The sequence below is a fragment of the Ralstonia sp. 110700041-2 genome (assembly GCF_056280165.1).
In genome coordinates, this window is sequence record NZ_JBSFAI010000016.1 from 1 (window position 1) to 15,057 (window position 15,057).

9 protein-coding genes and 4 tRNA genes are annotated in these 15,057 nt (G+C 61.4%); all 13 read left to right on the forward strand.

Features of this window, described 5'->3' with window-relative positions:
• The first annotated feature begins 554 nt into the window (after window positions 1-554).
• The 13 genes from ACUXH0_RS21260 to rpoC all read left to right on the forward strand — a co-directional run bounded on the left by ACUXH0_RS21260 (window position 555) and on the right by rpoC (window position 14,839).
• Window positions 555-640, forward strand: a tRNA-Tyr gene (locus tag ACUXH0_RS21260).
• Between the two features lie 56 nt (window positions 641-696).
• A tRNA-Gly gene (locus ACUXH0_RS21265) sits at window positions 697-770 on the forward strand.
• A gap of 19 nt (window positions 771-789) precedes the next feature.
• Window positions 790-864, forward strand: a tRNA-Thr gene (locus tag ACUXH0_RS21270).
• A gap of 43 nt (window positions 865-907) precedes the next feature.
• The gene (gene tuf / locus ACUXH0_RS21275) at window positions 908-2,098 is read left to right on the forward strand and encodes an elongation factor Tu (RefSeq protein WP_004634449.1); all 1,191 of its coding nucleotides are present in this window, start codon (window positions 908-910) and stop codon (window positions 2,096-2,098) included.
• Between the two features lie 89 nt (window positions 2,099-2,187).
• Window positions 2,188-2,263: transfer RNA gene (locus tag ACUXH0_RS21280), tRNA-Trp, on the forward strand.
• Between the two features lie 59 nt (window positions 2,264-2,322).
• A complete protein-coding gene (gene secE / locus ACUXH0_RS21285; RefSeq protein ID WP_004634450.1) occupies window positions 2,323-2,703 on the forward strand; it encodes a preprotein translocase subunit SecE in 381 nt (126 codons plus the stop codon).
• A 12-nt stretch (window positions 2,704-2,715) separates the two neighbouring features.
• A complete protein-coding gene (gene nusG / locus ACUXH0_RS21290) occupies window positions 2,716-3,300 on the forward strand; it encodes a transcription termination/antitermination protein NusG (protein ID WP_004634452.1) in 585 nt (194 codons plus the stop codon).
• 176 nt (window positions 3,301-3,476) lie between these two features.
• Window positions 3,477-3,908: a 50S ribosomal protein L11 gene (rplK, locus tag ACUXH0_RS21295; RefSeq protein ID WP_004634453.1), complete on the forward strand. Its 432-nt coding sequence runs from the start codon at window positions 3,477-3,479 to the stop codon at window positions 3,906-3,908.
• A 2-nt stretch (window positions 3,909-3,910) separates the two neighbouring features.
• The gene (rplA, locus tag ACUXH0_RS21300; RefSeq protein WP_004634454.1) at window positions 3,911-4,606 is read left to right on the forward strand and encodes a 50S ribosomal protein L1; all 696 of its coding nucleotides are present in this window, start codon (window positions 3,911-3,913) and stop codon (window positions 4,604-4,606) included.
• A gap of 375 nt (window positions 4,607-4,981) precedes the next feature.
• A complete protein-coding gene (gene rplJ, locus ACUXH0_RS21305) occupies window positions 4,982-5,488 on the forward strand; it encodes a 50S ribosomal protein L10 (RefSeq protein WP_004634455.1) in 507 nt (168 codons plus the stop codon).
• 63 nt (window positions 5,489-5,551) lie between these two features.
• A complete protein-coding gene (gene rplL / locus ACUXH0_RS21310; RefSeq protein WP_182594625.1) occupies window positions 5,552-5,926 on the forward strand; it encodes a 50S ribosomal protein L7/L12 in 375 nt (124 codons plus the stop codon).
• 449 nt (window positions 5,927-6,375) lie between these two features.
• Window positions 6,376-10,482: a DNA-directed RNA polymerase subunit beta gene (gene rpoB / locus ACUXH0_RS21315; RefSeq protein WP_004634457.1), complete on the forward strand. Its 4,107-nt coding sequence runs from the start codon at window positions 6,376-6,378 to the stop codon at window positions 10,480-10,482.
• A 127-nt stretch (window positions 10,483-10,609) separates the two neighbouring features.
• Window positions 10,610-14,839, forward strand: a complete 4,230-nt coding sequence (rpoC, locus tag ACUXH0_RS21320; RefSeq protein WP_024972894.1) for a DNA-directed RNA polymerase subunit beta' — start codon at window positions 10,610-10,612, stop codon at window positions 14,837-14,839.
• Window positions 14,840-15,057 lie beyond the last annotated feature (218 nt).

The window sequence follows — 15,057 nt, forward strand, 5'->3', positions numbered from 1 at the left end:
GACCCACAAGGCGGCCGACATCGCCGAACTGCTCCCGCATCGCTGGACGCCCAGCGCCACCTAGCTGGCAAGACGGGTTCACCGGGTGCTTACTCGAGCTCTTCGCGGCAACACATCCCAGCGCCTTCCCACCCAAAAACAAAAACCTCCCGCCGGAGGCGCTCGTGGTCTCGCACCAGGCGCCTTCGGTCAGCCGGCTAGAGCCCGTACGATCGTCCGCTCACGGCGGTGACGCGCTGGATACTCGAGGGCTGGCTGCGTTCGCTTTGTGCGGTGTGCAAGCGCCCTACATCGTATGTCTGTAGTTGTGTGGTGTAGGCCCGCCGTGGGGTCCCCGACCTTCCGTAGCTCTGCTTGCCGACTGCATTTGTGGCTTCCGAAGACGGCTACGCAAGCCCTTTGGCGGGTGCGTTGGAGGGAGGCACCGTGACGCCGCCCCCACTGGAGTGAACTTGCCGTATAAGGGTGAGAGCACCAATGCTCGAAATCTCGCGATTTCATCAAGGAACGCTTGACAGGGTGGCTTGATGGTCCCATAATCGCAAGTTCTCTTCGGAGAGGTGCCCGAGTGGCTAAAGGGGGCAGACTGTAAATCTGTTGGCTTACGCCTACGTTGGTTCGAATCCAACCCTCTCCACCAGAATTAAGCAGTGAGTTCGGTCGCAAGGCCGGGCGGCAAGGGAAGAAGTAACCCGGGCGGGTGTAGCTCAATGGTAGAGCAGAAGCCTTCCAAGCTTACGACGAGGGTTCGATTCCCTTCACCCGCTCCATTCACTGTTCGCAAGTTTTGCCCATGTGGCTCAGTGGTAGAGCACTCCCTTGGTAAGGGAGAGGTCGGCAGTTCGATCCTGCCCATGGGCACCACGCATCCACCAACGCAAATCGCTACCGAGACAGGAGTCGCGACATGGCAAAGGAAAAGTTCGAGCGGACTAAGCCGCACGTGAACGTTGGTACGATTGGTCACGTTGACCACGGCAAGACGACGCTGACGGCAGCGATCACGACCGTGCTGGCGACCAAGTTTGGTGGTGCCGCCAAGGCATACGACCAGATTGATGCGGCGCCGGAAGAAAAGGCACGCGGCATCACGATCAACACCGCACACGTTGAGTACGAAACGGCTAACCGTCACTACGCGCACGTTGACTGCCCGGGCCACGCCGACTACGTCAAGAACATGATTACCGGTGCCGCCCAGATGGACGGCGCAATCCTGGTGTGCTCGGCCGCTGACGGCCCGATGCCGCAAACGCGTGAGCACATCCTGCTGGCCCGCCAGGTTGGTGTGCCGTACATCGTCGTGTTCCTGAACAAGTGCGACATGGTGGACGACGCTGAGCTGCTGGAGCTGGTCGAGATGGAGGTGCGCGAACTTCTGTCGAAGTACGACTTCCCGGGCGACGACACCCCGATCATCAAGGGTTCGGCCAAGCTGGCGCTGGAAGGCGACAAGGGCGAGCTGGGCGAAGTGGCCATCATGAACCTGGCCGACGCACTGGACACCTACATCCCGACGCCGGAGCGCGCTGTTGACGGCACGTTCCTGATGCCGGTGGAAGACGTGTTCTCGATCTCGGGTCGCGGCACCGTGGTGACCGGCCGTATCGAGCGCGGCGTAGTCAAGGTCGGCGAAGAGCTGGAAATCGTCGGTATCAAGGCCACGCAGAAGACCACCTGCACGGGCGTGGAAATGTTCCGCAAGCTGCTGGACCAAGGTCAGGCAGGCGACAACGTCGGTATCCTGCTGCGCGGCACGAAGCGCGAAGACGTCGAGCGCGGCCAAGTGCTATGCAAGCCGGGTTCGATCAAGCCGCACACGCACTTCACGGGCGAGGTCTACATCCTGTCGAAGGACGAAGGCGGCCGTCACACGCCGTTCTTCAACAACTACCGTCCGCAGTTCTATTTCCGTACGACGGACGTGACCGGCTCGATCGAGCTGCCGGCCGACAAGGAAATGGTCATGCCGGGCGACAACGTGTCGATCACCGTCAAGCTGATCGCCCCGATCGCCATGGAAGAAGGTCTGCGCTTCGCTATCCGTGAAGGCGGTCGTACCGTCGGCGCCGGCGTCGTCGCTAAGATCATCGAGTAAGTGCTGTAACTCTTCCGTGCGGCTGCCAACCGGCCGCACGTGAAGTGCCAGAGTGGGGTTGACCGAAATGGCAACCCCAAAGCTGTTTTAGGGGTATAGCTCAACTGGCAGAGCGTCGGTCTCCAAAACCGAAGGTTGGGGGTTCGATTCCCTCTGCCCCTGCCAATTCATCAGCCGCGTCGCGCAGGAAAACGCGCCACGCGGCTTAGTCTCGTTTGGGAAACATGGCCAATCCGAACGTCGAAACCGTCAACACCGCCAGCGGCAAATGGTTGCTGGCCTTGGCGTTCCTGCTGCTGGTCGCTGGGGTGATCGGTTTTTACTTGCTGGCGCAACAGCCGAGCTATGTCCGTGCTGCCTCGCTGATTGGCGGGCTGGTGTTGGGCGCGGGCGTTGCGTTGGTGTCCGCACCTGGGCAAAGCTTCATCGAGTTCGCGCGCGAGTCGTACCGCGAAGTTCGCAAAGTGGTGTGGCCGACGCGCAAGGAAGCCGGGCAGATGACCGGTCTGGTGTTTGCGTTCGTCGTGATCATGGCCCTGTTCCTGTGGTCTGCGGACAAGCTCATTGAGTGGGTGATTTTCTCCCTCGTGCTGGGCTGGAAATAATCGGGTGAAGCCATGACGGATAACGTAGCGAACGACACGTCCACGGATTCGTCCGCACCGGCCTCAAAGAAGCGCTGGTATGTCGTGCATGCCTATTCGGGCATGGAAAAAAGCGTGCAACGCGCGCTGCAGGAGCGCATCGAGCGCGAAGGCCTGCAACATCTGTTCGGCCAGATTCTGGTGCCGTCGGAAGAGGTGATGGAGAGCAAGAGCGGTCGCAAGACCGTGACAGAGCGCCGCCTGTTCCCCGGCTACGTCTTTGTCGAAATGGAGATGACCGACGAGACCTGGCACTTGGTGAAGAACACTTCCAAGGTCACTGGTTTCATTGGTGGTACGGGCAATCGCCCCTCGCCGATCTCCAAGAGCGAAGTCGACAAAATCATGGCCCAGATCCAGGAAGGGGTCGAGAAACCGCGTCCCAAGACGCTGTTCGAAGTGGGCGAAATGGTGCGTGTGAAGGAAGGCCCGTTTACCGACTTCAATGGCAACGTCGAGGAAGTGAACTACGAGAAATCGCGCCTGCGCGTTTCCGTGACGATCTTCGGACGTGCAACGCCCGTCGAACTCGAGTTCGGTCAGGTCGAGAAGGTTTAAGAAATTTGGTGCGGTGGCGCAAGCCACTGCGCTAATCGCCCGGTCCACCGGACTTGGCGGGCAACGGTGGCGAAGCCGCCCGCGCCAACAGAGGAGCGTCGGCCTTGCGCCGATGCGTTACCACTCAACAGGATTGCCATCGTTGTTTGAACTGGGCAATCCGGATTGGAGTCAAGATGGCCAAGAAAATTATTGGCTTTATCAAGCTGCAAATTCCGGCTGGTAAAGCAAATCCGTCCCCGCCCGTCGGCCCGGCCCTGGGTCAGCGCGGTCTGAACATCATGGAGTTCTGCAAGGCGTTCAACGCGCAGACTCAAGGTATGGAACCGGGCCTGCCGGTGCCGGTGGTGATCACCGCCTTCGCCGACAAGAGCTTCACCTTCGTGATGAAGTCGCCGCCGGCGACCGTGCTCATCAAGAAGGCTGCCGGTATCCAGAAGGGTTCCGCCAAGCCGCATACCGACAAGGTTGGCAAGATCACCCGCGCGCAGGCAGAGGAAATCGCCAAGGCGAAGAACGCTGACCTTACCGCAGCTGATCTGGACGCCGCCGTGCGTACGATCGCCGGTAGCGCCCGTTCGATGGGTATCACGGTGGAGGGCCTGTAATCATGGCAAAGATTTCGAAGCGTGCGGCCGCGAACAAGGCCAAGGTCGAACGTACCAAGTTCTACCCGATCGACGAAGCGCTGAGCCTCGTTAAGGAATGCGCCAGCGCCAAGTTCGATGAGTCCATCGACGTGGCCGTGCAACTGGGCATCGATGCGAAAAAGTCGGACCAGGTGGTTCGTGGTTCGGTGGTGCTGCCTGCTGGTACCGGCAAGTCGGTGCGCGTGGCCGTGTTCGCCCAGGGCGACAAGGCCGAGCAAGCCAAGGCTGCCGGCGCTGAGATCGTCGGCATGGAAGACCTCGCCGAGCAGATCAAGGCCGGCAAGATGGACTTCGACGTCGTGATCGCTTCGCCGGACACGATGCGCGTGGTCGGTACGCTGGGTCAGATCCTGGGCCCGCGTGGCCTGATGCCGAACCCGAAGGTCGGCACCGTGACGCCGGACGTTGCCACGGCTGTGAAGAACGCCAAGGCTGGTCAGGTGCAATTCCGCGTCGATAAGGCCGGTATTATCCACGCCACCATCGGCCGCCGCTCGTTCGAGCCGGCAGCGCTGAAGAGCAACCTGGCTGCACTGCTGGACGCACTGACCAAGGCCAAGCCGGCATCGAGCAAGGGCGTGTACCTGCGCAAGGTCGCCGTCTCGTCGACGATGGGCGTGGGCGTGCGTGTTGACCAGGCAACCCTGGCTGCCTGATCGCTCTCGATCATTCGCACCGGGCGGCCCGATAACCATCCTGGTGTCAGCAGTTTTCTCTTGCGTGGCTTCGGCCGCGCAGACCCTCGAGGCTTGAGGGACAAGACTTTGGGCAGTGGCAGACGTCTGCGCAAGTAGGCAGACGCCACTGGTTATCAAAGACCGTTGGCGGTGTGGGGCTCCTCGGAGCCAACACCTTAATCGCGGCCCACTCCGGAAGCGGAGGGGACTTCAGCCAACGCAGATGGCGCCCCCGAAGGGAATGAGTGACTTTGGTATTGCCGAAGTGATTTGTGCCAATCGGACGCCGTACTTTTGGACTGACCGAGGTGACCGCAGCGACTGCGGAAGCCGACGTCGTTTTGGAGCTTAACCGTGGCACTCAATCTCGAAGATAAGAAGGCCGTCGTGGCCGAGGTAACGGCGCAAGTCGCCAAGGCCTCGACCATCGTCGTCGCCGAATATCGCGGTATCACGGTTGGCGATCTGACCAAGCTGCGCGCGCAAGCGCGCCAGCAAGGCGTCTACCTGCGCGTTCTGAAGAACACGCTGGCACGCCGCGCTGTTGAAGGCACGCCGTTTGCCGAACTCGCCGAGCAACTGACCGGCCCGCTGATCTACGGTATTTCCGAAGACGCAGTGGCCCCGGCCAAGGTGCTGAACGATTTCGCCAAGGGCAATGACAAGCTGGTGCTGCGCGCTGGTTCGTACGATGGCAAGGTTCTCGACGTCGACGCCGTGAAGGCGCTGGCAACGATTCCGAGCCGCGAAGAACTGCTCAGCAAGCTGCTGTTCGTCATGCAGGCGCCGGTGTCGGGCTTTGCCCGCGCCCTGGGTGCCCTGGCTGCCAAGCAAGGCGAAGGCGAGGCTGCAGCGGCCTAATAGGCTGCGGCACCACGTACAGATCGCACGATCGATACCGAATCACATTCTGGAGTTATTCAAATGGCAATCACCAAAGACGACATCCTGGAAGCCGTTGGCGCGATGTCCGTGATGGAACTGAACGACCTGGTCAAGGCGTTCGAAGAGAAGTTTGGCGTGTCGGCTGCTGCCGTGGCCGTGGCCGGTCCGGCTGCTGCTGGTGGCGCTGCTGCCGCTGAAGAGCAAACCGAATTCACCGTGACGCTGAAGAGCGCCGGCGCGAACAAGGTTGGCGTCATCAAGGCCGTGCGTGAAATCACCGGCCTGGGCCTGAAGGAAGCCAAGGACCTGGTCGATGGCGCACCGAAGCCCGTGAAGGAAGGCGTCGACAAGAAGACCGCCGACGAGCTGGTGAAGAAGCTGGTGGAAGCCGGCGCGGAAGCCGACGCCAAGTAAGTGCAGGTCTCGCGTGCCGTACCTGGTACGCGATGGAGGCTGGCAAAGGGAGATTTCCCGGCGCCAGCCTTTTTGCGCTTGTGGGGCCGATTGTTGAGCGATCCCGCAGTCACGCTATAAGTATCGTTGAAGTCTCTTTGCCGGGTTTTCCGGCAGCCGGCCAGGACAAGGCCAGCAGAGGCCAAACATCAGTGGCACACTAGGCAGTTCGCAGTCCGCTGATGTTTGTCTTCTGAACCGACTGCAGAAGGCAAGTTTGGTCGGGTGCTCCCCCGTCCGTAGCATGGGCTCCATGGGCTCATGTGCGGGTGGCGCGCGCAGTACCGTCAGCCAGAGGTTGGTAGCGGCCAACCGCCAAATCCCGTCACCAGTCGCTGAACACCTCAAGTGTCAGGCGTGCCTTATCGCCTTAAGTCCGTCGCGCGCACTTGCGATGATTCGGAGATCCCATGGCGTACAGCTTTACCGAGAAGAAGCGTATTCGCAAGAGTTTCGCGAAACGCGCAACGGTTCATCAGGTTCCCTTCCTGCTTGCCACCCAGATTCAATCGTATGCCCAGTTCTTGCAGGAGAACGCTCCTGTTGCACAACGCAAGAGCGAAGGTCTGCAAGCGGCGTTCAACGCCATTTTCCCCATCGTGTCGCACAATGGTCTGGCACGCATGGAGTTCGTGTCGTACCACCTGTCCAACCCGCCGTTTGACGTCAAGGAATGTCAGCAGCGTGGTCTGACCTTCCACTCGGCGCTGCGCGCAAAAGTGCGCTTGATCATCAACGACCGCGAGAATCCCACCAAGGTCAAGGAGATCAAGGAGCAGGAAGTCTACATGGGCGAAATTCCGCTCATGACCTCCACCGGTTCGTTCGTGATCAACGGGACGGAACGTGTGATCGTGTCCCAGCTGCACCGTTCGCCGGGCGTGTTCTTCGAGCACGACAAGGGCAAGACGCACAGCTCGGGCAAGCTGCTGTTCTCGGCGCGGATCATCCCGTACCGCGGCTCGTGGCTCGATTTCGAATTCGACCCGAAGGATATCCTTTACTTCCGCGTTGACCGCCGCCGCAAGATGCCGGTGACGATCCTGCTGAAGTCCATTGGCCTGACGCCGGAACAGATCCTGGCGCACTTCTTCGTGTTCGATAACTTCACGCTCAAGACCGAAGGCGCACTGATGGAATTCGTGCCCGAGCGTCTGCGCGGTGAAGTCGCTCGCTTCGACATTTCCGACAAGAACGGCAAGGTCGTGGTCGAGAAGGACAAGCGCATCAACGCCAAGCACATCCGCGACCTGGATTCCGCGGGCACCAAGCTGATCAGCGTGCCGGAAGACTACCTGCTGGGCCGCGTGCTGGCGAAGAACATCGTCGACCCGGACACCGGTGAAGTCCTGGCCAACGCCAACGACGAACTGACCGAAGGCGTGCTCGAGAAGCTGCGTGACGCCGGCGTGAAGGAAATCCAGACGCTGTACACGAACGACCTGGATCAAGGTCCGTACATGTCGGCGACGCTGCGCACGGACGACACCGCCGACCAGACCGCCGCGCGTATCGCCATCTACCGCATGATGCGCCCCGGCGAGCCGCCGACCGAAGACGCCGTTGAAGCACTGTTCCAGCGTCTGTTCTACAGCGAAGACTCGTACGACCTGTCGCGCGTTGGCCGCATGAAGGTCAACAGCCGCCTGAACCGCTCGAGCGGTACAGGCCCGATGGTGCTGACCGACGAGGACATCCTCGACACGATCAAGCTGCTGGTGAACCTGCGTAACGGCAAGGGCGAAGTCGACGATATCGACCACCTCGGCAATCGCCGTGTGCGCTGCGTCGGCGAACTGGCAGAAAACCAGTTCCGTGCCGGGCTGTCGCGTGTTGAACGCGCCGTGAAGGAACGTCTGGGCCAGGCCGAGACGGAAAACCTGATGCCGCACGACCTGATCAACTCGAAGCCGATTTCGTCGGCGATTCGCGAGTTCTTCGGTTCGTCGCAGCTGTCGCAGTTCATGGACCAGACCAACCCGCTGTCGGAAGTCACGCACAAGCGTCGTATTTCCGCCCTGGGCCCGGGCGGTCTGACGCGCGAGCGTGCGGGCTTTGAAGTCCGTGACGTGCACCCGACCCACTACGGCCGCGTGTGCCCGATCGAAACGCCGGAAGGTCCGAACATTGGTCTGATCAACTCGCTGGCGCTGTATGCACAACTGAACGACTACGGCTTCCTCGAAACGCCGTACCGCAAGGTTGAAAACGGCAAGCTGACCGATCAGGTGGATTACCTGTCGGCCATCGAGGAAGGTAAGTACGTGGTGGCGCAGGCCAACGCGACGCTGGACAAGGACGGCAACCTGATTGACGAACTGGTCTCCGCGCGTGAAGGCAGCGAGCGTGAAACCCGTATGGTCACGCCGGACCGCGTGCAGTACATCGACGTGGCACCGTCGCAGATCGTGTCGGCTGCAGCTTCGCTGGTGCCGTTCCTCGAGCACGATGATGCAAACCGTGCACTGATGGGCGCAAACATGCAGCGTCAGGCCGTGCCCTGCCTGCGTGCGGACAAGCCGCTGGTGGGTACCGGCGTCGAGCGCACCGTGGCAGTGGACTCGGGTACCGCCGTGCAGGCAACCCGTGGCGGCGTGGTCGACTACGTTGACGCGAACCGTGTGGTGATCCGCGTAAACGATGCCGAAGCCGTCGCCGGTGAAGTCGGCGTGGACATCTACAACCTGATCAAGTACACGCGTTCGAACCAGAACACGAACATCAACCAGCGTCCGATGGTCAAGGTGGGCGACGTTGTTGCCCGCGGCGACGTGATTGCTGACGGCGCCTCGACCGACATGGGCGAGCTGGCGCTCGGCCAGAACATGCTGGTCGCGTTCATGCCCTGGAACGGCTACAACTTCGAGGATTCGATCCTGATCTCGGAGCGCGTCGTGGCTGAAGACCGCTACACCTCGATCCACATCGAGGAGCTGTCGGTCGTTGCTCGCGACACCAAGCTCGGACCGGAAGAAATCACGCGCGACATCTCGAACCTGGCCGAAGCCCAACTGGCTCGCCTGGACGAATCGGGCATCACGTACATCGGCGCAGAAGTGGAAGCCGGCGACGTGATGGTCGGCAAGGTCACGCCCAAGGGCGAGACCCAGCTGACGCCGGAAGAGAAGCTGCTGCGTGCGATCTTCGGTGAGAAGGCGTCCGACGTGAAGGACACCTCGCTGCGCGTGCCTTCGGGCATGAGCGGTACCGTGATCGACGTGCAGGTCTTCACGCGTGAAGGCGTGGTGCGTGACAAGCGCGCCCAGTCGATCATCGATGAGGAACTGAAGCGCTACCGCCTGGACCTGAACGACCAGCTGCGTATCGTGGAAGGCGATGCCTTCCAGCGTCTGGAGCGTCTGCTGGTGGGCAAGATTGCCAACGGCGGCCCGAAGAAGCTGGCCAAGGGCACCGCGCTCACGAAGGAATACCTGGCCGATCTGGACAAGTGGCACTGGTTCGACATCCGCCCGGCAGAAGACGAAGTCGCGCTGCAGCTGGAAGCCGTGAAGGTTGCCATCGAGCAGAAGCGCCACGACTTCGACCTCGCGTTCGAAGAGAAGCGCAAGAAGCTCACGCAAGGCGACGAACTGCCGCCGGGCGTGATCAAGATGGTCAAGGTGTACCTGGCCGTGAAGCGTCGCCTGCAGCCTGGCGACAAGATGGCCGGCCGTCACGGTAACAAGGGTGTTGTGTCGAAGATCACCCCGATCGAAGACATGCCGTACATGGCCGACGGCACACCTGCCGACATCGTGCTGAACCCGCTGGGCGTGCCTTCGCGGATGAACGTGGGTCAGATTCTCGAAACCCACCTGGGTTGGGCCGCACGCGGTCTGGGCGAGCGCATCGGCAACATGCTCAAGGCGCAAGCCAAGGCTGCCGAGATCCGCAAGCTGCTGGGTCAGATCTACAACGAGAGCGGCAAGGTTGAAGATCTGGACAGCCTGTCCGACGCGGAAATCCTCGAGCTGGCCGAGAACCTGAAGAAGGGCGTGCCGTTCGCGACGCCGGTGTTCGATGGTGCGCATGAGGACGAAATCCGCCGCATGCTGGACCTCGCCTATCCGGAAGACATTGCGAAGGAGAAGGGCCTGACCGCTTCCAAGCAACAGGTCACGCTGTTCGACGGCCGCACCGGTGAAGCCTTCGAGCGTCCGGTCACGCTGGGCGTGATGCACATGCTCAAGCTGCACCACTTGGTCGACGACAAGATGCACGCGCGTTCGACCGGTCCGTACTCGCTGGTGACGCAGCAGCCGCTGGGCGGTAAGGCCCAGTTCGGTGGCCAGCGTTTCGGTGAAATGGAAGTGTGGGCACTCGAAGCGTACGGCGCATCCTACGTGCTGCAGGAAATGCTGACCGTGAAGTCGGATGACGTGAACGGCCGGACCAAGGTGTACGAGAACATCGTCAAGGGCGAGCACTCGATCGATGCCGGCATGCCGGAATCGTTCAACGTGCTGGTGAAGGAAATCCGCTCGCTGGGTATCGACATCGACCTCGAGCGCAACTAAGCGCCGATGCGGTGAGGGCATGGCGGCAACATCGCCATGCCCTGGTAACAGCAGCCATTGACGAAGATTTAGGGCCGGCGCCTTTGGGTCACACCAGGGCGCCAGCCTCAAACTCAAGGAGTTTGGAATGAAAGCATTGCTCGACCTATTCCGTCAGGTACAGCAAGAAGAGCAGTTTGACGCGATCAAGATCGGCCTCGCGTCGCCTGAGAAAATCCGTTCGTGGTCGTTCGGCGAAGTCAAGAAGCCCGAGACCATCAACTACCGTACGTTCAAGCCTGAGCGTGACGGTCTGTTCTGCGCCAAGATCTTCGGCCCGATCAAGGACTACGAGTGCCTGTGCGGCAAGTACAAGCGCCTGAAGCACCGTGGCGTGATCTGCGAGAAGTGCGGCGTTGAAGTGACGCTGGCCAAGGTGCGACGTGAGCGCATGGGCCACATTGAACTGGCTGCGCCGACCGCGCACATCTGGTTCCTGAAGTCGCTGCCGTCGCGTCTGGGCATGGTGCTCGACATGACGCTGCGCGACATCGAGCGCGTGCTGTACTTCGAAGCATTCGTCGTGGTTGAACCGGGCATGACCGCGCTCAAGAAGAGCCAGATCATGTCGGAAGACGACTACCTGGCCAAGTGCGACGAATACGGCGAAGGCGAATTCGTCGCCATGATGGGCGCCGAAGGCATTCGCGAGCTGCTGCGCGGCATCGACATCGAGAAGCAGATCGAGACGATCCGCGCCGAGCTGCAGGCCACGGGCTCGGAAGCCAAGATCAAGAAGTTCGCCAAGCGCCTGAAGGTGCTCGAGGCATTCCAGCGTTCGGGCATCAAGCCGGACTGGATGATCCTCGAAGTGCTGCCGGTGCTGCCGCCCGAGCTGCGTCCTCTGGTGCCGCTGGACGGCGGCCGTTTCGCCACGTCGGACCTGAACGACCTGTATCGCCGCGTGATCAACCGGAACAACCGTCTGAAGCGTCTGCTCGAGCTGAAGGCGCCGGAGATCATCGTGCGCAACGAAAAGCGCATGCTGCAGGAAGCCGTGGATTCGCTGCTGGACAACGGCCGTCGCGGCAAGGCGATGACCGGCGCTAACAAGCGTCCGCTGAAGTCGCTGGCTGAAATGATCAAGGGTAAGGGCGGCCGTTTCCGTCAGAACCTGCTGGGCAAGCGCGTGGACTACTCGGGCCGTTCGGTCATCGTGGTAGGCCCGACGCTGAAGCTGCATCAGTGCGGCCTGCCCAAGCTGATGGCGCTCGAACTCTTCAAGCCGTTCATCTTCCACAAGCTGGAAACGATGGGCATCGCCACCACGATCAAGGCGGCGAAGAAGGAAGTGGAAAGCCAGACGCCGGTGGTGTGGGACATCCTCGAAGAGGTGATCCGCGAACACCCGGTGATGCTGAACCGCGCACCGACGCTGCACCGTCTGGGTATCCAGGCGTTCGAGCCGGTGCTGATCGAAGGCAAGGCCATCCAGCTGCACCCGCTGGTCTGCGCGGCGTTCAACGCCGACTTCGACGGTGACCAGATGGCTGTTCACGTTCCGCTGTCGCTCGAAGCGCAGATGGAAGCGCGCACGCTGATGCTGGCGTCGAACAACGTGCTGTTCCCGGCCAACGGCGATCCGTCGATCGTGCCGTCGCAAGACGTGGTGCTGGGTCTGTACTACACGACCCGGGACAAGATCAACGGCAAGGGCGAGGGCATGACCTTCGCCGACATCTCGGAAGTGATCCGCGCCTACGAGAACAAGGAAGTCGAACTGGCTTCGCGCGTGAACGTGCGGATCACCGAGTATGAGCTGGTGAACCCGGAAGCCGACGGCGACGCCCGCTTCGCACCGAAGATCACGCTGCAGGCCACGACGGTTGGCCGCGCGATCCTGTCGGAGATCCTGCCCAAGGGTCTGCCGTTCTCGGTGCTGAACAAGCCGCTGAAGAAGAAGGAAATCTCGCGCCTGATCAACACGGCGTTCCGCAAGTGCGGTCTGCGCGAAACCGTGATCTTCGCTGACAAGCTGCTGCAGTCGGGCTTCCGCCTGGCAACGCGTGCCGGTATCTCCATCGCCATCGACGACATGCTGGTGCCGCCGGCCAAGGAGAAGATCATCTCCGAGGCAGCCGCCAAGGTGAAGGAATACGACAAGCAGTACATGTCGGGTCTGGTGACGGACCAGGAGCGTTACAACAACGTCGTGGACATCTGGGGCGCCGCTGGTGACCAGGTGGGCAAGGCGATGATGGAGCAGCTCCAGACCGAAGACGTGGTCGACCGCAACGGCAAGACCGTCAAGCAAGAGTCGTTCAACTCCATCTACATGATGGCCGACTCGGGCGCACGGGGTTCCGCAGCGCAGATCCGTCAGCTCGCCGGTATGCGTGGCCTCATGGCCAAGCCGGACGGCTCGATTATCGAGACGCCGATTACCGCGAACTTCCGCGAAGGCCTGAACGTTCTGCAGTACTTCATCTCGACCCACGGCGCACGTAAGGGTCTGGCTGATACGGCACTGAAGACCGCGAACTCGGGTTACCTGACCCGTCGTCTGGTCGATGTGACGCAGGATCTGGTGGTGGTGGAAGACGATTGCGGCACCTCCAACGGCGTGGCCATGAAGGCCCTGGTCGAAGGCGGTGAAGTGATTGAAGCCCTGCGCGACCGTATCCTGGGCCGCGTGGTCGTCAACGACGTGGTGAACCCGGAAACGCAGGAAACCGCGATCGAGGCCGGCACGCTGCTCGACGAAGACATGGTGGACCTGATCGACGCGCTGGGCGTGGACGAGGTGAAGGTTCGCACGCCGCTGTCTTGCGATACGCGCTACGGGCTGTGCGCCAAGTGCTACGGTCGCGACCTCGGCCGCGGTGTGCTGGTGAACTCGGGCGAAGCAGTGGGTGTGATCGCTGCGCAGTCGATCGGTGAGCCGGGCACGCAGCTGACGATGCGTACGTTCCACATCGGTGGTGCGGCATCGCGTGCGGCAGTGGCATCGAGCGTGGAAGCGAAGGCAACCGGTACCGTGCGTTTCACGGCGACCATGCGTTACGTCACCAACGCGAAGGGCGAGCAGATCGTCATCTCGCGTTCGGGCGAAGCGCTGATCACCGACGACCACGGCCGCGAGCGTGAGCGCCACAAGATCGTGTACGGCGCGACGCTGCTGGTCAAGGATGGCCAGTCCATCAAGGCCGGCACGCAACTCGCCACGTGGGATCCGCTGACGCGTCCGATCATTTCGGAGTACTCGGGCACCATCAAGTTCGAGAACGTCGAAGAAGGCGTGACCGTCGCCAAGCAGATGGACGAAGTGACCGGTCTGTCGACGCTGGTGGTGATCGATGCGAAGCGTCGTACCGCTGCCACGAAGGGCATCCGTCCGCAGGTGAAGCTGCTCGACTCGTCGGGCGCTGAAGTGAAGATCCCGGGCACGGACCACTCCGTGACCATCGGCTTCCAGGTGGGCGCGCTGATCACCGTGAAGGACGGTCAGCAAGTGCACGTTGGTGAAGTGCTCGCACGTATCCCGACCGAATCGCAGAAGACGCGTGACATTACCGGTGGTCTGCCGCGTGTGGCCGAGCTGTTCGAAGCCCGTTCGCCGAAGGACGCCGCCGTGCTGGCGGAAGTCACCGGTACGACTTCCTTCGGTAAGGACACCAAGGGCAAGCAGCGCCTGGTGATTACGGATCTCGACGGCAACGCCCACGAGTTCCTGATCGCCAAGGAAAAGCAGGTGCTGGTGCACGACGGCCAGGTGGTCAACAAGGGCGAAATGATCGTCGAAGGCCCGGCCGACCCGCACGACATCCTGCGTCTGAAGGGCGTGGAAGAGCTGGCGACCTACATCGTCGACGAAGTGCAGGACGTGTACCGTCTGCAAGGTGTGAAGATCAACGACAAGCACATCGAAGTGATTGTTCGTCAGATGCTGCGCCGCGTGCAGATCGTTGACACCGGCGACACCCGCTTCATCCCGGGTGAGCAGGTGGAGCGTTCGGACCTGCTCGACGAGAACGACAAGGTGATCGCGCTGGGCAAGCGTCCGGCGACCTACGAGAACCTGCTGCTGGGTATTACGAAGGCATCGTTGTCGACCGACAGCTTCATCTCGGCGGCGTCGTTCCAGGAAACCACGCGCGTGCTGACCGAAGCCGCCATCATGGGCAAGGTCGACGACCTGCGTGGTCTGAAGGAAAACGTCATCGTTGGCCGTCTGATCCCGGCCGGTACCGGCTTGGCCTACCACCGCGCCCGCAAGGCGAAGGAAGTGGCCGACCGCGACCGCGCTGCAGCGATTGCCGAAGAAGAAGCCGCTTCGATCTTCGAAACGCCTGCCGTTCAGCAAGAAGGCGACGCGTAAGCGAACGCAAGCAACACCATCAAAGCCCGGCCATGTGCCGGGCTTTTTTTTGTCCGCTTTTCGCCAAGGCGCCGTGTGCAGACGCCAAACAACACTGGTGCTGTCGGTTCCGTATTTTCTTGAGACGTTAACCCGCCTTAACATGCCAACCGCTATGATTTCCCGGTTATAGACCGGCACTTTTTACAATCTACGCGCCCTCCAGCGGAGCAGATTCC